Source organism: Azospirillum thiophilum (genome assembly GCF_001305595.1).
GTDB lineage: Bacteria > Pseudomonadota > Alphaproteobacteria > Azospirillales > Azospirillaceae > Azospirillum > Azospirillum thiophilum.
Window position 1 is genome coordinate 2,306,078 of sequence record NZ_CP012401.1, and the last position, 17,003, is coordinate 2,323,080.

Consider the following 17,003-nt stretch of genomic DNA (forward strand, 5'->3'; position numbering starts at 1 on the left):
CGGCGGAGCGGTCGGGTGGGACGGGCTCGCCCGGATCAATCCACCACGATTTTGGCCTCCGTAAGGCCGGCCTGAATGATCTGGTTGAGCAGGGCGTCGGCGCGGTCCACGCTGTCGAGCGGACCGACCCGGACGCGTTGAAGGGTCATTCCGGCCGACCGCGTCCGGCTGATGCTGGCGCGTTGGCCGATGGCGGACAGCCGGGCGCGGGCCTTGGCGACATTCTCCTCGCTGCCATAGGCGCCGACCTGAACATAGATGGCGTCGTGCCCCTGCACCGGCAATTGCGCCACCACCGGGGCCGGCACGAAGCGGCCCTCCGACATGCTGCCGGCCAGGGTCGCGGGCGGCGGCACCGGGGCGCCGACGGTGGGCGGCCGGGCGGTCCCGGTCGAGCCGCCGGGCATCGTCACCGGCCCGGCCGGGCCGCTGACCTCGATCCGGCCGCGCGGGGCGGCCTTCGGCGGCGGGCCGTCCAGCTCCGCCAGCAGCGGGGCGGGGGTGCCCTGGCGCGCGGCGGCGGCGATGGCGCGGCTTTCCTCCGCCAGGATCTGCACGCGGACCTTGGCGGTGCCGGGGCCGTCGAAGCCCAGCAGCTGGGCGCCGCGGCGCGACATGTCGATGACGCGGCCGTTGGCATAGGGGCCGCGGTCATTGATCCGCACCACGACGGCGCGCCCGTTGTCCAGGTTGGTGACGCGCACCAGGCTCGGCATCGGCAGGGTCCGATGGGCGGCGGTCAGCTCGTTCTGGTCGTAGATCTCGCCGTTGGCGGTGGTCTTCTCATGGAAGCCGGGGCCGTACCAGGACGCGATGCCGGTCTCGTCATAGCCGTAATCTTCCTTGGGATAATACCAGACACCGTTGATCTGGTAGGGCTTGCCCACCTTGTAGATGCCGCTGGTCGGCAGGCCGGTGTTGGTGCCGGCGGGCTTCTGCGCGCAGGCGGCCAGCGCCGCCACGCCGATCAGCACGACCACCCTGCTCACCCCGCGCCAGCGACGCATCCGCCAAACCCCTCGTTCCCCGGACCGTGCCGTACGCCCCGGACGGACCGCCGGAGCGGCGGCACTCTAGCGGAGTGGCACGGCCACGCCAATGGCTGCGAACGGGTCGCGGACACGATGACACAGCCCGGCCGCCGCCTCCCGCCCCCGTCGGCCCGGCTGCCTCAGGGAGCCGGGAACAGCTCGCCGGTGCGGCCCATCAGCCGGTAGGCGGCGAGGCCGATCCACTCGCGCACCGCATCGTCGAGGATGACCAGATTGTGCGCGAACTCGAACCGCAGATAGGGCTTGGCATCGTGCCGGGTGCGGTAGTCGACCGGATAGGGCACGACCTCCCAGCCGACCGCGCGGAAGATGCCGACCGACCGCGGCATGTGCATCGCCGAGGTGACGAGGATCCAGCGCTCCCCCGCTGCCGGCTTCACCATCTCCTTGGCGAACACTGCGTTTTCCCAGGTGTTGCGCGACATCGCCTCGTAGACGACGCGGCCCTCGGGAATGCCGGCCTGGAGCAGGGCGGCGCGGGCGGAGATGTCCTCCTTGTACTCCTGCCCGAGCAGCCGGCCGGAGCCGCCGGTGAAGACCGCCTTGGCCTCCGGATGGCGGCGGACCAGATCGGCGAAGGCCAGCACCCGCTCGGCGGCGTCGTTGAGCGAGGGGTCGCCGCGGTCGGCGGTGATCGGCGGGTTGACCGCGCCGCCCAGCATGACGATGCCGTCGATGCGGCCCTCCGGTTCGCTCCGGGGAAAGCGGTTCTCCAGCGGCAGCGCGACCAGGGCGCCGAGCCCGGTATAGGTGACCAGCAGCAACGCCATCGCCGCCAGCGTGACCAGCCGCCGCCCGGCCCGCTGCCAGCGCCGCGTCCGCAGCAGCAGCGCGCCCAGCACCACCGCCAGCACCAGCGCATTGCCCGGCGCCACGAGTCCCCACAGCAGCTTCGACAGGATGAAGGACAGCACCGGGAGTCATCCTCGGCCGTGGACGGGAGGGGCGAGCATAGGCGGGGCGGTTGACGTCGGGCAACGGTGTCAGCCCGGAGATTTGGTCAGCCGCCGACCGGCGTGCACAGCTCGACCAGCGTGCCGTCGGGGCAGCGGACGAAGGACACGACCTGTCCCCAGGGCATGGCCTTGGGCGGCGCCAGTTCGGTGGCGCCAGCGGCGAGCGCGGTGGCGTGCGCCGCCTCCACGTCGCCGGTGACCAGGGCGATTTCGACGCCCAGCGGCCTGTCGCTGGCACTGGCGAACACATAGCCGGCGGGATGATGCGACAGGGCCAGATCCTGGCTGGCGAAGGACAGCGTGGTGGCGCCGGTGTCCAGTTCGCCGTAATCGCCGGTCTCGGCGAGGAAGCGGCGGGTCAGGCCGAACGCCGTCTCGAAGAAGGCGAGCGAGGCGGCGACGTCGGGGACATAGAGGATGGTGTAGCCGAATTTCATGGGAACTCCCGATGGGTTCGGGTGACGGGGCGGGACACCTTATACCAGCGGTGATTGATGATGACCGCTGCTATCCGCGCCGACCGGCGCGGCGGCGGCCCATGCCGCCAAAGCTCTTGGCCAAAGCTCTTGGCTTCGGGGCTGACGGGGCCGTGGATGATGTGGCAAATACGGCCAATGTTTGGTTGTATCTCGCATTTAATTATGAGACTAAGAATCATTTTCAATATTGTAATTCAGGCGTGCCCGAGTATGTTGCGGGTCAACCGCTGTATATCGTTTTTGGGCACCAATCCCGCTTTGGATGTGTGAAATTGCATGGGCTGATGCCGATCAGTGTTTGCCATGTGTCATCAACGATGAAGAGCGACACTCGATCTGGCCGGCCTATAGACCGCTTATCCGTCGGATGGCGGGCAGGGGGGGATGGAGGGTAGCAAGGTCGATCGTCATGCCCATATCGGGCGCGCCTGGACCGATATGCTGCCGCTGAGCCTGCGCAACGTGCTCGACGCCGTTCAGTGAAAAGGGACGACAAGGGCTGGCGCGGACATGCCGGCCACCGGATCTGTGGGGGATTCAGTCGCCTATAACGCGATTAATTCTGAATCGCATTTTGATTGTGCAACCGATGCCGTGTGCCTATGGGGGGCGTTAAGATGACGTGGAGTGTGAAGGGGCGTATGCATCCACCGGAAGCCGGTTCCGTGTGGGGCGGGCTGAAGGGCGGCGCATCGCATGCCGTGCTGCTGTGGGCGATTGCGCTGACCGGACCGGTCGCGCTGGCCGGCGATGCCGCGGCCCAGACCGCAGGGGCGACGGCGGCACCGTCCAAGGCGGGCACCGCCCAGGCCGACGGCGAGGCGCCGGTGGTCCTCGACACCCTGATGGTCGGCGGTACGCCGCAGGCCCGCTACGACAGTCGCCAGACCGACGTCGGCGGCCGGCTGAGCAGCGACATCACCGAGATCCCCCGCACGATCGACGTGGTTCCCGAGCAGCTTCTGCAGGACCAGCATGCCCGGGAAATGGAGGAGGTCTACCGCTACTTCCCCAACGTCGTGAACAACGACGGCTATGGCGGCACGCGCGAGGACTACATCATCCGCGGCTTCCGCCGCCGTGACGACGTCTACCGCAACGGCGTCCGCCTGAAGAGCAACAGCCGCATCGATCCCAGCACCATCGAGAGCATCCAGATCATCAAGGGGCCGGTGTCCGACATCGGCCAGATGACGCCGGGCGGGCTGGTGAACATCACCACCAAGAAGCCGAGCTGGAAGGCGCGCAACCATCTGGAGGTCAACGTCGACTCCCATGGCGAGCGGCAGACCATGTTCGACAGCACCGGCCCGCTGTCGGAGAATTTCGCCTACCGCATCGTCGGCAGCGCTGAGTCGAGCAACAGCTTCCGCGACGACACCCTGGTCCAGCGCCAGTTCTTCGCCCCGACCATGAGCTGGGTCGGGTCGAGCGGCGCCAGCGTGACCGTGGGCTACGAATTCAGCAAGGACAAGCGGCCGCTCGACCGCGGCTTCATCACCTACCCGGCCGGCGGCAGCCTGCGCAGCGTCGCCGACGTCTCGCGCTCGACCCGCTACGACGCCGACTTCACCAAACGCGATTCGACCTACCATCAGGCCGAGGCGGACATCTCGATCCCGCTGCATTCCGACAAATGGACGTTGGAAGGCAAGCTGTTCTACAACCACGAGCGCACCGACGAAATCCACACCGAGGTGCGCAGCATCCGATCGAACGGACTGCTGGTCCGCCGGGTCGAGGGCAACGACGACCGCAACCTCGACACCGTCTTCGGCCGGCTGCAGACCAAGGGTGAGTTCGAGGCGCTGCTGCCGGTCAAGCTCGCGACCGGCATTGAGTACCGCACCCAGAAGGAAAGCTGGATCAACTATGTCGGCGCCGATCAGGTCGGCGGGACCGTGTCCAACCCGGCGAGCTGGCAGCTGACCGACAACAGCGCCCGGCCGACCGCGAGGACGGCGCGCCGGGTCGAGCAGACCGACTTCGGCCCCTTCATCCAGGCCGACATCAGCCTGCTGCCGACGGTGACCCTGACGCTGGGCGCCCGCTACGAGCTTTCCAAGGGCAGCGCCCGCGTCGAGAACCTGCTGGGCCGCGGCACCACGGTCGGCTCCTACCCGGTCGACCGCAACCTGACCAAGACCGCAGGCGTGATGTGGAAGGCGTTCGAGGAGGTGTCCTTCTTCGCCAACTATGCCGACACCTTCCAGCCGCACAATTTCTACAATGGCGACACCCAGGTCTTCCCGGCCGAGAAGGGACGCCAGTACGAGGTCGGCTCCAAGGTCAACCTGATGGGCGAGCGGCTGTTCATGACCGCATCGCTGTTCGACATCAAGCAGAGCAACGTGGTCGAGTCCGTCAACGGCGTCGCCGTGCTGACCGGCGGGCAGAAGTCCCGCGGCGCCGAGCTGTCGGTGGTCGGCAACCCGGCGGAGGGCTGGAACATCCGCGCCGCCGTCGGCTATGTCGATGCCGAGCTGGAGAGCGCCGACCGCAGCATCGACGGCAACCGCCCGACCAACGTGCCGACCCACAATGCCAGCCTGTGGTCGAGCTACGAGTTCAAGGATCCGTCGAGCCCGCTGGTCGGCCTCGGCTTCGGTGCCGGCGCGACCCTGGTCGGCAACCGTTACGGCGATGCCCAGCATACGTTTGAGTTGGGCAGCTACACGCTGATCGATGCCGGCGCCTGGTACTACATCCCGGTCGGCGAGAAGAAGATCCGCCTGGATCTCGGCGTCAAGAACCTGACCGACAAGTCGTACCTGACCGCGTCGGGCGGCACCTACCGCGTGTCGGTCGGCGCGCCTCGGACCGTCTATGGCGGCATCAGCCTTGATTTCTAGGCGGCATCCGCTCGACCGGCGCGACCGTCGGCGGCTGTGGGGCGTCTTCTGGGCGCTCCAGGCCGTCCTGCTCGCCCTGGCGGTCGCCAGCCTGGGCGGTGAGGCCGGCCTGCTGCTGGCGGTGATGGAGATCGGGCTGACCGGCAGCCTGCTGACGGCCCATCTGCGCGAACCACCCAGGCCGGAGCGGCGGCGATGACCAGGCAGGCCTTCCGCGTGTTCCTGATCTCGCTCGCCAGCCTGCTGGCCGGGCTGCCGCTGTCGCTGGCGGCGGTTTCCGGCCTGTGCGCGCTGGCCGGCGTGGGCGGGGTCGACCGAGTCCACATCGTGATGGTGGCCGGGCCGGTGGTCTGGACCTGCCTCTGGTTCGCCATGCTCTGGGTCGCCGGTCCGCGGCCGGGCCGGTCAGGAAACGGCCAGCCGGGAAATCGCCAGACTGGAAACAGCCTTTAGGGACGGTTCATGCCAAGCCAGTCGACCTCCGCCCGCCTGCTGTCGATCCATCGCCTGATCAGCCTGGTGTTCTGCCTGCTGATCTCCTGGTCGCTGTGGACCGGGCTGCTGGCCTTCTATGCCGACTTCGTGCGCCCCTGGATGATGCCGGGTCTGGCGGAGGCCGCCGGGCGGCCGATCCCGACCGCCGTCGAGGCACTGCGGGCGGTGGCGTCGCGCCATGCGGTCGGCCTTGACTGGACGATGATGGCGCCGACGCCGCTGCGGGATTTCTTCATCTTCTCTGGCCGCTTCGGAGAGGGGGCGCCCCTGACGAACCTGATCGTCAACCCGGCGGTCGACGTCATGGCGCAGTGGAACAGCGTGCTGACGGATTCCCTGTTCCGCCGCATCCACACCGACCTGCTGCTGCCCAAGCCCTACGGACGTTTCCTGATGGGGCTGGCCGGCATCCTGATCGTCCTGCTGGTCGGCACCGGCCTGTTCATCCATGGCAAGGTGATCGTCGAGGCATGGAGCTGGCGCCGCCGGTCCCGTCTGATCGACCTCAGCGACGCGCACAAGCGGTTCGGCTTCTGGCTGATCCCCTATCTGTTCCTGATGGGGCTGAGCGGCGGGATCCTCGGGCTGAAGGTGGCGAGCCAGCCGCTCGACGCGCTGCTCCAGGCGGGCGGAAGCCCGAAGGCCGCCCGCGCCCTGTTGAGCGACGATGGCGACGAGGCCATGGTTCCCGGCCGCAGCGTGACCGCCATTGTGCCGGACAGCCTGTCGCTCTGTCTCGACCGCTTCGCCGAGGGCTTCCCCGACAGCCGCATCGGGCGCCTGCAACGGCAGGGCGACCGGCTGATGGTCGAGGGCATTCCCCGCGGCCGGCTCACCTGGGCCGGTGAGGGTGCCGGCAGCCTGCGCGCCTATTGCAGCCTCGCCGACGCCACCATCGCCACGGTGCGCGACTCCCGCGACGGCGGCCAGGGCGGCGGCTGGGGTGGCGTGGTGGAAAGCGCGTTGCGGCCCTTGCACTATGCCCGCTTCGGCGGTGCCGGCACCGTGCTGGTCTATTGCCTGCTCGGCGTGCTCTGTCTGTGGATCGTGGATTCCGGCATGAAGCTGCTGTGGCTGCGGAGTGCGAAGGATGAAGGGCGTCCGCAGGACCGGCTCACCCTGTCCCGTCGGCTGTTCTACGCCAACAACGCGCTGTATCTGCTTGTGCCGCTTCTGCTGCTTGCCGACAATCTGATGACCGGAGCGACCCATGGCGGCGTGGTGCTCGCCGCGTCTGGGGCCGCCGTCCTGTTCTATCTCCTGCCCTGGCTGGACCGCAGCCGGCCGGTGGTGGAGCGGGCGGCGCTGCTCGTTCTCGCCCTTGCCTATGCCGGGCTGCCGCTGCTGCGGCTGGCGCTGCATCCGGCGGCTCCCTGGTTGGGGGCGACGGCGGTGATGGTGGTGGATGCAACCGCTCTGCTGACGGCCGGCTGGCTGACCGCCGTGGCCCTCTCGCGGCAGCGGCAGGAACGCGCCGTTTCACGGGAGGAAGCGGCATGACGCCTCCGCCCCTGATACCACGCCCCTGATACCACGCCCCTGATACCACGCCCCTGATACCACGCCGATGACGCAGCGTGCCCGACCGCCGACCAGCCGCCTCGCCGTCGGCGAACCGATCGCCGCGACCGCCATCAGGACCGGTCCCAAGGCCGCTGTCACCCTTCGGCCCGGCGGTAGCCCCACACCGACGCCGGCGGCAGGTTGCGCAGGGTGAAGCCCAGCCGCTCGCCGCGCAGTCCCAGCGCCGTCCGGTCGAGCGGAGAGTGCGGCATGAAGCTGTAGAGCAGGAAGCGCCCGCCCGGCCGCAGGATGCGGAAAGTGGCGTCCAGAACCTCGCGCTGGAAAGCGAGCGGGAAGGTGATCATCGGAATGCCGATGACGACGGTGCCGACCTTGCCGCACAGCGCCTCGCCCAGCAGTTCGGGCGCCTTGCGGCAATCGTCGGCGATGACGGCGACTCCGGGACAGCGGCGGTGCAGATGGCCGGCAAGGTCGCGGTCGATCTCGAAGCTGTAGAGCCGGCCGGCCGGGATGCCGGACTCCAGGATGGCGGCGGTGATCGGGCCGGTGCCGCCGCCGAACTCCACCACGGCCTCGTCCGCCTCGCAGCGGATCTCGCGGGTGATGCGGCGGCGCAGCGAGCGGGAGGATGGCGCGACCGATCCCATCGCCCACGGGTCGGCCAGCCAGCGGCGGAAGAACAGCCAGGATTCGGCGAACGGAGCGGGCGCGGTTCCGGTCTGGGTCTTGGTCTGGATCTCGGTCAAGGCAGCCTCCCTGCGGGTCGGGACGGCCCGCCGGCCGTCCTACAGCAAGGTTGCTGCCAGAAGTTGATGACCTGCGTATGACAGGCTGCTGGCGACCAGCGTCAGGAACACCAGGGCCGCCGCGGTCAGCCCAAGCCCGACGCCGATGGCGCCGCCGTCGCGCTCGATCAGTCCCAGCGAGATCAGCACCAGGGCGAAGCCCGGCAACCAGCCGGTCAGCGGCAGTGGGACGATGCAGGTCAGCGTCAGGATGAACAGCAGCAGCCCGAACCAGCGTTCCTCGTCGATGCGGGCCAGCCGGTGGACGCGCGGCTTCAGCATCCGCTCGATCCACACCAGCCGCGGCATGGCGGTATCCAGCGTGCGCGCCGCCATGCGGCTGCCGATCGACCGGCGCATCAGCCAATCGGGCAGCCCGGCCCCGCGCCGGCCGAAGGCGAGCTGTGCGGTGTAGAGCAAGATCGGCAGGTCGAACAGGCAGGACACGCCGAGCGGAACCGGGGCGATGGTCGGCAGCGACAGCGCCAGCAGGATGGTGCCGAGCGACCGGTCGCCCAGCGCCTGGATCAGGTCGCCCAGCGTGACCCGCCCGGCCGGCAGGTTGGCGCGGAACCGCGCCAGCACGTCGGAGGTGCGCTCCTCCTCCACCGCCTCGCAGGGGACGGGAAGGGCGATGACGCTCTCCAGCGTTTCGCCGCCGGCGTCGTCCAGATGCCGGCGGGCGTTCAAACGCCGGCCTCCGCGGCGGCGCTCTCATAGGCTTCGAGCGCCTCCAGCCAGGTCTCCTCCGCGGTCGCCAGCTTCTTCTCCACCGTGCCGAGTTCGATCTGCAGCTTGGTCAGCGTCTCGGCCGGGCCGGTGTAGAGCGCCGGATCGGACATCTTCGTCTCGATCTTGCGCTTTTCCCCGCTCAGCCTTGTCACCAGCGCCTCGGCGTCGGTCGCCTTGCGCTTCAGCGGGGCGAGCGCGGTGCGCGCCTCCGCCGCGGCGCGGCGCTGGTCCTTCTTGTTGGGTCCGGCATCGCGCTCGGCGGTGCCGCCGCCGGCCGCGCTCTTCGCCGCCGCCCGCTCCGCCTTGGCGCGGTCGAGCAGGTAGCGCCTGTAATCCTCCAGGTCGCCGTCATAGGCCTGCACCGTGCCGTCGGCGACCAGCAGCAGCCGGTCCACCGTCATCTCGATCAGGTGCGGGTCGTGGCTGATGATGATCACCGCGCCGGGGAAATCGTTGATCGCCTCGATCAACGCCTCGCGGCTGTCGATGTCCAGATGGTTGGTCGGCTCGTCCAGCATCAGGATGTGCGGGACTTCCCGGCTCATCAGCGCCAGCAGCAGCCGCGCCTTCTCGCCGCCGGACAGGTTGGCGATCTTGGTTTCCGCCTTGGCCTGCGGGAAGCCGAAGCGGCCGAGATGGGCGCGCACCTTCTCCTCCAGCGCCAGCGGCATGATGCGCTGGGTCTGCTGGATCGGCGTCAGCGACAGGTCCAGCTCCTCCGACTGGTGCTGGGCGAAATAGCCGATGCGCAGCTTGGACGGGCGGTGCATCTCGCCGGCCATCGGGGCCAGGCGGTTGGCCAGCAGCTTGACCAGCGTCGACTTGCCGTTGCCGTTGGCGCCCAGCAGGCCGATGCGGTCCTCCATGTCGATGCGCAGGTTCACCCGCCGCAGGATCACCTTGTCGCCATAGCCGATGCTGACCCCCTCCAGCGCGATCAGCGGCGGCGCCAGCTCGTCGGGCGGAGGGAAGTTGAAGACGACCTCGGGATCGTCCTCCATCAGCGTGACCGACACCATCCGCTCCAGCAGCTTCAGGCGGCTCTGGGCCTGCCGGGCCTTGCTGGCCTTGAAGCGGAAGCGGTCGACGTAGGACATCATGTGCTTGCGCCGCGCCTCCTGCTTGGCGGCCATCGAGGCGAGCCGCTCCTGGTTGGCGCGGCGCTGGGTCAGGAACTGGTCGTAGTTGCCGCTGTAGGTGACGAGCTTGCCCTGGTCGATGTGGATCGTGGTGGTCGGCACCGCGTTCAGCAGCTCGCGGTCGTGGCTGACCAGCAGGATGGTGTGCGGGTAGTTCTTCAGATAGCCTTCCAGCCAGATGGTGGCTTCCAGATCCAGATGGTTGGTCGGCTCGTCGAGCAGCAGCAGGTCGGGGCGGGAGAACAGCACGCCGGCCAGCGCCACGCGCATCCGCCAGCCGCCGGAGAAGTCCGAGCAGGGCCGGGTCTGCGCCTCGGCGTCGAAACCCAGGCCGGACAGCACCTGCGCCGCGCGCGACGGGGCGGAATGCGCCTCGATGTCGGCGAGGCGGGCATGGATCTCGCCGATGCGCATCGGGTCGGTCGCCGTCTCGGCCTCCGCCAGCAGGGCGGTGCGCTCGGTGTCGGCGGCCAGAACGGCGTCGATCAGGGTGGTCGGGCCGCTGGGGGCCTCCTGCGCCACCATGCCCATCCGCATGCCGGCCGGCAGCGTCACGGCGCCGGCATCGGTCTGCAGCTGGCCCGAGATCAGCTTCAGCAGGGTCGATTTCCCGGTGCCGTTGCGCCCGACCAGCGCCACCCGGTGCCCCTTGGACACGACGGCCGTCGCATGGTCGAACAACACTCGGCCGCCGAAGCGGAAGGTCAGGTCATTGATGTGCAGCATAGCGGCGAGGATGTAGCACGGGGGCGCGCCGATTTGAAGCGGGGCAGGGGCGATGACACGCGATTGACCCATGTCCGGCCCGCCTCCTTGACATCCCCGCGCCCGGACACGGCCCGGACACGCCCGCTGCCCGCAGCGCGGGCCGGCCCGCCGATACCCTCTCAACGAACGCCTTGCCGCGCCGCGCAAGCGCCTCTATAAAGCCGCCCATCCGGCGCCCCGGTCTTCCGGCGGCGCCTCAGCGTTTTTCAATCGGCGAAAAGCCTCAATCCCGCAGGAGTCACCAGCATGGCCGTCGAACGGACCCTCTCGATCATCAAGCCCGATGCCACCCGCCGCAACCTGACCGGCAAGATCAACGCCAAGTTCGAGGACGGCGGCCTGCGGATCGTCGCCCAGAAGCGCGTTCAGCTGTCGAAGGCCCAGGCCGAGCAGTTCTACGGCGTCCATCGCGAGCGTCCGTTCTTCGGCGACCTGGTCTCCTTCATGATCTCCGGCCCGGTGGTCCTGCAGGTGCTGGAAGGCGAGAACGCCATCGCCCGCAACCGCGAGATCATGGGCGCCACCAACCCGGCCAACGCCGCCGAGGGCACCATCCGCAAGGAGTTCGCCGAGTCGATCGAGGCCAACTCGGTCCATGGTTCGGACGCCGCCGAGACCGCCGCGCAGGAGATCGCCTTCTTCTTCGCCGGCACCGAGCTGGTGGGCTGATCCCTCGAGGTCCGGCGTCACGCCGGACCTGCCGGAAGGGCCGCTTCCCCCGGGAGGCGGCCTTTTTTGCGTTTTGCCTCCGGCTCTGGCACTATCGCCGGCCATGGACCCTTCGCCCCGCGACCGCCGGGGCCGCCTTTCGACAGGAGTTGCCCGCGATGGAATCCCAATCCGCAAAGCCGATCATCGCGGCGCTGCTGCAACCGCTGCCGGTGCTGACCCAACCGCAGGCGCGCAACGACCTCGGCGACGAGGCGGTCGTGCGGCTGCTGGTCCATCAGTTCGTCGAGCTCAGCCTGGAGGCCTTCAACGAGGCGCTGCACGGCCGGCTCGACCAGGACGAGGCCGTCGACGGCATCAACCGGCAGGCCATCGCGCTGAACGCCGTCTTCCTCGGCACCAGCGGCTTCGACACCGTGATCGCCCATCCCTGGAACAGCCCGGACCAGCTCGGCGCCTTCCTGAAGGACGTGGTGGCGCTGGACTATCCGGAGGACGATTGCGTCCGCGCCATGCTGATCCAGCTGGCGACCCAGGTGATGCACGCCCTGCGCCTGCCCGAGGAGGACCGCCACGAGGAGGTCGAGGCGCTGACCCTGGACGCCGCCGACCTGCTGTTGGGCCGTGCGCCGGAAGACGACGGCGAGTTCGACATCGACATCGGCGGTTGACCGCCATCGCTGCCGGGCCGGTATCACTGTCCAACCATCGTAAGAGTGGTGCGGCCGGCAAGTCTTGCGCCGCACTGCGGCAAATGGTTGCAGAAAATCGCCCCTATAAGGGGAAGGAACGTTAGCGTCGAAACTTGCTGTTAACGCCTGACCTTCTAAGACGGAGTTGGTTCGACGGACCATCGTCGAATCGTCACCCTTCCGGCCGGATGGAGGTCCCGTGGACGTTGCAGACGCCAACGAGCCTGTCCGCACTGCGGGTTCAGGCGGGTCATTGCCCCGGTGCCAGCCGTCCTCCCGCCTTTCCGCCTCGCTTCCGGGAGTGCTGGGCGGCCTGACCGCCTTCGGCCTGCTGTTCGCACTCACCGCCACCGGCCAGGCCGGCTTGCCGGCGGCCGGTGCGCTGGCGGCCGCCGGCGGGCTGTCGCTGTGGGGCGCGCGGCGCGCCGCCTCCACTGCCGCCGCCACTGCCGCCACCGCCGCCGCGGCGCTGGCCCGGTCGGACGCCGCCCTGCGCCAGGCCCGGGACGAGCTGGCGCTGATGCGTGCGCGTGCCCGCGACTTCACCGCCGCCTCTCCCGGCTGGTTCTGGGAAACCGGGCCGGATCATCGTTACCTCTACCTGTCCGACCGGCTGACGGCGATGCTCGGCTGCGATCCGCGCGCGGTGTTCGGCTGGTCGCTGTTCGACCTGGGCACGCTGGTCGACGATGCGGCGACCTGGGCAGAATATCGTGCCGACATCGAGGCCGGCCGGCCCTTCCAGGAACTCGAGGTTAGTTTCGAGGGGGTGGACGGCCGCGATCTGGTGCTGCGGCTCAGCGCTGTGCCGGTCCACGGGGCCGATGGGCGGTTCCGCGGTTATCGCGGCTGCGGCGTCGACGCCACCGCCGAGACGCTGGCCCTGGTGGAGGCGCGCTTCATGCAGGCGGTGGTGCATGACGCCATCGACAGCGTGTCCGAGGGCTTCGTCCTGTTCAGCGCCGACGGCCGGCTGCTGATCTGCAACGAGCAGTATCGCCGCGCCTATCCGACCATCGCCGACATGCTGACCCCCGGCCGCAACTTTTCCGAAATCCTGCGCGCGGCGGCCGAACGCGGCGGCTTCGAGGGCGAGGGCGACATCGGGGCTTGGGTCGAACAGCGGCTGACCCGCCATCTCCAGCATTCCGCCCCGGTGGACGGCCGGCTGTCGGATGGCCGCTGGTACCGGATCAGCGAGCATGCCACCGGTACCGGCGGCGTGGTGAAGATCCTGATGGACATCACCGAGCTGAAGACGCGGGAGGAGGAGCTGGCCGGCCAGACCGCCCGGCTGAAGCAGACCGTCACCGCCCTGCAGGAAAGCGAGCTGCGCTACCGGCAGCTGGTGGAGCTGGCGCCCTACGGCATCGTCATCTGGGACCGCGCCGCCATTCGCTTCGCCAACGGCGCCGCCGCCGCGATTCTCGGCATCGCCGCCGACGCACTGGAAGGGCTGCCGCTGGCCGGCTTCCTGGAGGAGGGCGGCACGCTGGAGGCGACGCTTGCCGCCGGCATGGAAAGGGCCGGCATGGAGGGGGCCGACTTCGACGACAGGCTTGCCGACGGTGCAGCGGCGGACGGCGGACGGCGGCTGGAATGCACCGCGCTGCGCCCGTCCGGCGAGCGCCGCCGGCTGGAGGTCGGGGCTACCCCCGCCCTGTATCGCGGCGAGCCGGCGGTGCTGCTGGTGCTGAACGACATCACCGACCGCCGCCGGGTCGAGGGCGAGCTGCAGCGGGCCCAGAAGATGGAGGCGGTCGGCCGGATGGCCGGGGGCATCGCCCATGAATTCAACAACATGCTGACCGCCATCGGCGGATTCGCCCGTCTGGCGGAACGCAACCCGGCCGATCCCGTCCGCGTGCTGACCTGCGTGCAGGAGATCGCCAAGGCGTCGGAACGGGCGGCGGCGCTGACCGGACAGCTGCTCGACTTCTCGCACCGCCGCGTCGCTGACGAGCGCGAGCTGGTGGCGGTCGCCCCGCTGGTGCGCGACCTGCGCGTCTTCCTGAAGCCGCTGCTCAGCGCCGGGATCGACGTGGCGATCGTGGCCGGCGACGAGACCGCCCATGCGCTGGTCAACCCTGTCACCCTGAGCCAGGCGCTGCTGAATCTGGCGCTGAACGGTCGCGACGCCATGCCGGACGGCGGCACCCTGACCATCGCGCTGACGGTGGAGCGGCCCGACGCCGCCTTCTTCGCCCGCCATCGCGACCTGAAGCCCGGCCGCTATGTGGCGATCCGGGTAAGCGACCAGGGTGGCGGGGTGCCGGCGGCGATCCGCGACCGGATCTGGGAGCCGTTCTTCACCACCAAGGAGCCGGGCAAGGGCACCGGGCTCGGGCTGTGGATGGTCTACGGCACCGCCCAGCAGGCCGGCGGCGCGGTCGAACTGGAAGGGGAGGAGGGGCGCGGCGCCACCTTCGCGGTGTACCTGCCCGCCGCCGATCCCCCGGCGGCGCCGGCCGCGTCTCCGGGGCCCGACCTGCTCCAGGTCGCCGAGGGCGAGGGGGCGGCGATCCTGCTGGTCGACGACGAGGAGTCGGTGCGCCGCTACCTGCGCCTTGCCCTGGAGGAGGCCGGCTGCACCGTGACCGAGGCCGCCGACGGGCTGGAGGCGCTGGAGCGTTACGACGGGGCCGGCGGCCTGTTCGACGCGGTGGTCAGCGACGTGTCGATGCCGCGGATGAACGGGCCGGAGCTTGCCCGCGCGCTGGAGGGGCGCAACCCGCTGCTGCCCATCCTGTTCCTGACCGGCTACGCCTCCAAGGAGACGGCGGCCGGGCTGACGGCGCAGGCCGGCCGGCAGATCGTGATGAAGCCGGTGGCGCCGGAACGGCTGCTCCAGGCGTTGCGCGACCTTCTGGCCGTGTGAGCCGGAGATGGACTCCGACCGCCAGCAGGCCGCGGGCGCCGATCCCGCGGCGGATCTTTCCGCCAATCCCGGGGCCAATCCCGGGGCCAATCCCGGGGCCAATCCTGCCGCCAATCCTGGTCCGGACGCAGGTGACGGCGGCATTCCCGCCGGCTGCCGCGAGCCTGCCGACTTCTACGCCACGGTCGGTCGCGACAGCGTCGGCCGGCTCTGCCGCCGCTTCCTCGACGAGAATGCGCTGACGGCGACGGAGCTGCTGCACCATCCGCGCCACCAGACCGCGCTGTCCAACACCGCGACCTTCGTCGCCATCCTGACCCAGGCCGAACGGGCGATGGACCGCAAGGGCGCATTGACGCCGCTGGTCAACGAGGTGGCCCGCCTGACCAGGGAACGGGTGAAGGAGCATCCGCCGCCGGAATTCCTGCCCGACTCCTATGTCGGCACCGCGGCGGAGCTGCTGTCCAACGGCGGCTTCCTCGGCCGCTTCCTGCTCGACGCCGCGGTGACGCAGCACATCGCCGTCGGCCGCAACTTCGCCGAAAAGGCCGAAGCACTGCTGACGCTGGCGGAGGCGACCGAACATCCCGACGCGCTGGCGCCGCTCGAACGGCTGCTGGGCGAGATCCTGGCGAGCGACGCCGGCACCGCCTCCTGCGCGCGGGACGCACCCTTCGTCACGCTGATCGACCTGATCGTGACGCCGATCGCCGCCGACCGGCCGATGCCGGAGGATGCGCCGCCGGTCTTCCGGCGGCTGGACGCGCTGATGCGGCGGGTGCCGATGCCGGGCCTGCGCGAGGCGCTGGCCGCCGCCTTCCGCCGCGAGATGGCCAAGCCCGCCTGCTTCACCATTTCCAGCGCCGGCGACATGTACGGGATCGAGGCGGTCCAGCGCGAGATCCTGGCGCTGAGCGACCTGTCCGCCCGCCTGCGCGACCGTGACGGCAGCTATGCCGGCGGCGCCCGGACCGAAGCCGCGCTCCAGCGCCGCACCGCCCTGCTGGTCAACGAGGACACCGTCCCCGAGATCACCCGTGGCCGCAACTTCGTGCAGAAGCTGCGCATCCTGTTCGTGATGCAGAAGATGCCGCTGTCGCCCACCGCGGCCAAGGCGGTGACCGTCTATCTGCGGAGCTTCTTCGACAGCCGCGACTTCGCCGGCCGCCTCATCGATTGCTGGAAGGAACGCAACGAAAAGCTGAAGGGGCTGGCCGAGGTCCAGCGGATGGTGCTGGCCAGCGCCTTTCCCGAGGAGGAGCGGGACTGTCTCGCCGGCCAGATGGACGATATCCAGAACGCCTTCCTGCGTACCCAGCGCGTGCTCGCCCCGCTGATCCAGGCCAAGGACGATCCGCCGACCGACGCCGTGCTCGATCTGGTGCGGCTGGCGGGGGAGGGGGGTGTCTGCACCGGCAAGAGCCGGCTGGCGGTGGCGCGTGTGCTCTACCGCCATTGCCACCGGCCGCGCTTCATCCGCCATGTCCTGCTGAACGCACCCGGCCCGAAGGAGCGGGCGGCGCGGACGGGCTGGCTGCGCCAGTCGCTGGCCATGGTCGGCGTGCCCTTCATCGACCTTGCCGCCCTGCGGGTGCTGGTGGTCGACGACGAGGAGGGACCGCGCACGCTCGTCGCCTCCGTCCTGCGCGACCTCGGTATCGGGCAGGTCGACACCGCCGCCGACGGGCAGGAGGCGCTGGAGCGTTTCCGGTCGGACGGTGTCGGCTACGGCCTGATCATCTGCGACTGGATGATGCCGCGGCTGAACGGGCTCGACCTGTTGAAGCGGGTGCGCGAGACGAACAGCGACCTGCCGTTCCTGATGGTCACGGCGCTCGCTACCATGGAGGCGGTGAAGAAGGCGCTTGCCCACCATGTCAGCGGCTACATCGCCAAGCCCTTCACGCCCGACCAGCTGGAGGAGAAGATCTTCCTGGTCCTGGTGCAGAAGGGCATCGGCGACGGATGACGCCCCCTCCAGG

14 protein-coding genes are annotated in these 17,003 nt (G+C 69.6%); 8 read left to right on the top strand and 6 right to left on the bottom strand.

The genetic code is table 11. The annotated features are described in order from the left end of the window. Window positions 1-35: 35 nt before the first annotated feature. The 3 genes from AL072_RS10690 to AL072_RS10700 form a co-directional block, all read right to left on the bottom strand. Window positions 36-1,007 carry a septal ring lytic transglycosylase RlpA family protein gene (locus AL072_RS10690; protein WP_045580349.1) on the bottom strand — a complete coding sequence of 324 codons (972 nt, stop codon included), beginning with the start codon at window positions 1,005-1,007 and terminating at the stop codon, window positions 36-38. A 164-nt stretch (window positions 1,008-1,171) separates the two neighbouring features. Then, a complete protein-coding gene (locus AL072_RS10695) occupies window positions 1,172-1,966 on the bottom strand; it encodes a YdcF family protein (RefSeq protein ID WP_060721702.1) in 795 nt (264 codons plus the stop codon). 86 nt (window positions 1,967-2,052) lie between these two features. After that, window positions 2,053-2,445, bottom strand: a complete 393-nt coding sequence (locus tag AL072_RS10700; RefSeq protein ID WP_045580348.1) for a VOC family protein — start codon at window positions 2,443-2,445, stop codon at window positions 2,053-2,055. A gap of 683 nt (window positions 2,446-3,128) precedes the next feature. Here AL072_RS10700 and AL072_RS10705 point away from each other — a divergent pair. Genes AL072_RS10705 through AL072_RS10720 form a run of 4 tightly spaced genes read left to right on the top strand, consistent with a single transcriptional unit; the run spans window position 3,129 to window position 7,334 of the window. Then, complete coding sequence (locus AL072_RS10705) at window positions 3,129-5,339, top strand: TonB-dependent receptor (RefSeq protein ID WP_052709869.1); 2,211 nt, start codon at window positions 3,129-3,131, stop codon at window positions 5,337-5,339. Beyond that, entirely contained in the window at window positions 5,329-5,538 is a 210-nt protein-coding gene (locus tag AL072_RS10710) for a hypothetical protein (RefSeq protein WP_045580347.1), read from the top strand. The genes AL072_RS10705 and AL072_RS10710 overlap by 11 nt, the downstream gene beginning before the upstream one ends. Further along, entirely contained in the window at window positions 5,535-5,792 is a 258-nt protein-coding gene (locus tag AL072_RS10715; protein ID WP_045580346.1) for a hypothetical protein, read from the top strand. The genes AL072_RS10710 and AL072_RS10715 overlap by 4 nt, the downstream gene beginning before the upstream one ends. Window positions 5,793-5,801: 9 nt before the next feature. Further along, window positions 5,802-7,334 (top strand): PepSY-associated TM helix domain-containing protein, encoded by a 1,533-nt coding sequence (locus tag AL072_RS10720; RefSeq protein ID WP_045580345.1) that lies wholly within the window; start codon window positions 5,802-5,804, stop codon window positions 7,332-7,334. Between the two features lie 158 nt (window positions 7,335-7,492). Here the strand turns inward: AL072_RS10720 and AL072_RS10725 are convergent, their stop codons facing one another. From AL072_RS10725 to AL072_RS10735, 3 genes are read right to left on the bottom strand one after another with little or no spacing between them, the layout of a single operon-like run. Continuing rightward, complete coding sequence (locus tag AL072_RS10725; RefSeq protein WP_245636655.1) at window positions 7,493-8,104, bottom strand: class I SAM-dependent methyltransferase; 612 nt, start codon at window positions 8,102-8,104, stop codon at window positions 7,493-7,495. A gap of 39 nt (window positions 8,105-8,143) precedes the next feature. After that, complete coding sequence (locus tag AL072_RS10730) at window positions 8,144-8,833, bottom strand: exopolysaccharide biosynthesis protein (RefSeq protein ID WP_045580344.1); 690 nt, start codon at window positions 8,831-8,833, stop codon at window positions 8,144-8,146. Next, window positions 8,830-10,740 carry an ABC-F family ATP-binding cassette domain-containing protein gene (locus AL072_RS10735; RefSeq protein ID WP_045580343.1) on the bottom strand — a complete coding sequence of 637 codons (1,911 nt, stop codon included), beginning with the start codon at window positions 10,738-10,740 and terminating at the stop codon, window positions 8,830-8,832. Before AL072_RS10735 ends, AL072_RS10730 begins: the two co-directional genes overlap by 4 nt. Window positions 10,741-11,028: 288 nt before the next feature. Between AL072_RS10735 and ndk the strand changes: the two genes are divergently transcribed. The 4 genes from ndk (at window position 11,029) to AL072_RS33385 (ending at window position 16,990) form a co-directional block, all read left to right on the top strand. Then, window positions 11,029-11,451: a nucleoside-diphosphate kinase gene (gene ndk / locus AL072_RS10740; RefSeq protein WP_045580342.1), complete on the top strand. Its 423-nt coding sequence runs from the start codon at window positions 11,029-11,031 to the stop codon at window positions 11,449-11,451. A gap of 158 nt (window positions 11,452-11,609) precedes the next feature. Beyond that, window positions 11,610-12,122 carry a hypothetical protein gene (locus AL072_RS10745; RefSeq protein WP_045580341.1) on the top strand — a complete coding sequence of 171 codons (513 nt, stop codon included), beginning with the start codon at window positions 11,610-11,612 and terminating at the stop codon, window positions 12,120-12,122. Between the two features lie 220 nt (window positions 12,123-12,342). Then, the gene (locus AL072_RS10750; protein ID WP_045580340.1) at window positions 12,343-15,021 is read left to right on the top strand and encodes a hybrid sensor histidine kinase/response regulator; all 2,679 of its coding nucleotides are present in this window, start codon (window positions 12,343-12,345) and stop codon (window positions 15,019-15,021) included. Between the two features lie 7 nt (window positions 15,022-15,028). After that, the gene (locus AL072_RS33385) at window positions 15,029-16,990 is read left to right on the top strand and encodes a response regulator (RefSeq protein ID WP_082108785.1); all 1,962 of its coding nucleotides are present in this window, start codon (window positions 15,029-15,031) and stop codon (window positions 16,988-16,990) included. The last annotated feature ends 13 nt before the right edge of the window (window positions 16,991-17,003 follow it).

Bases quoted from the DNA above. Each gene is read 5' to 3' on its own strand.
- AL072_RS10690 (WP_045580349.1), bottom strand. From the start codon at position 1,007: ATGCGTCGCTGGCGCGGGGTGAGCAGGGTGGTCGTGCTGATCGGCGTG.
- AL072_RS10700 (WP_045580348.1), bottom strand. From the start codon at position 2,445: ATGAAATTCGGCTACACCATCCTCTATGTCCCCGACGTCGCCGCCTCG.
- AL072_RS10705 (WP_052709869.1), top strand. From the start codon at position 3,129: ATGCATCCACCGGAAGCCGGTTCCGTGTGGGGCGGGCTGAAGGGCGGC.
- AL072_RS10715 (WP_045580346.1), top strand. From the start codon at position 5,535: ATGACCAGGCAGGCCTTCCGCGTGTTCCTGATCTCGCTCGCCAGCCTG.
- AL072_RS10720 (WP_045580345.1), top strand. From the start codon at position 5,802: ATGCCAAGCCAGTCGACCTCCGCCCGCCTGCTGTCGATCCATCGCCTG.
- AL072_RS10735 (WP_045580343.1), bottom strand. From the start codon at position 10,740: ATGCTGCACATCAATGACCTGACCTTCCGCTTCGGCGGCCGAGTGTTG.
- ndk (WP_045580342.1), top strand. From the start codon at position 11,029: ATGGCCGTCGAACGGACCCTCTCGATCATCAAGCCCGATGCCACCCGC.
- AL072_RS10745 (WP_045580341.1), top strand. From the start codon at position 11,610: ATGGAATCCCAATCCGCAAAGCCGATCATCGCGGCGCTGCTGCAACCG.
- AL072_RS33385 (WP_082108785.1), top strand. From the start codon at position 15,029: ATGGACTCCGACCGCCAGCAGGCCGCGGGCGCCGATCCCGCGGCGGAT.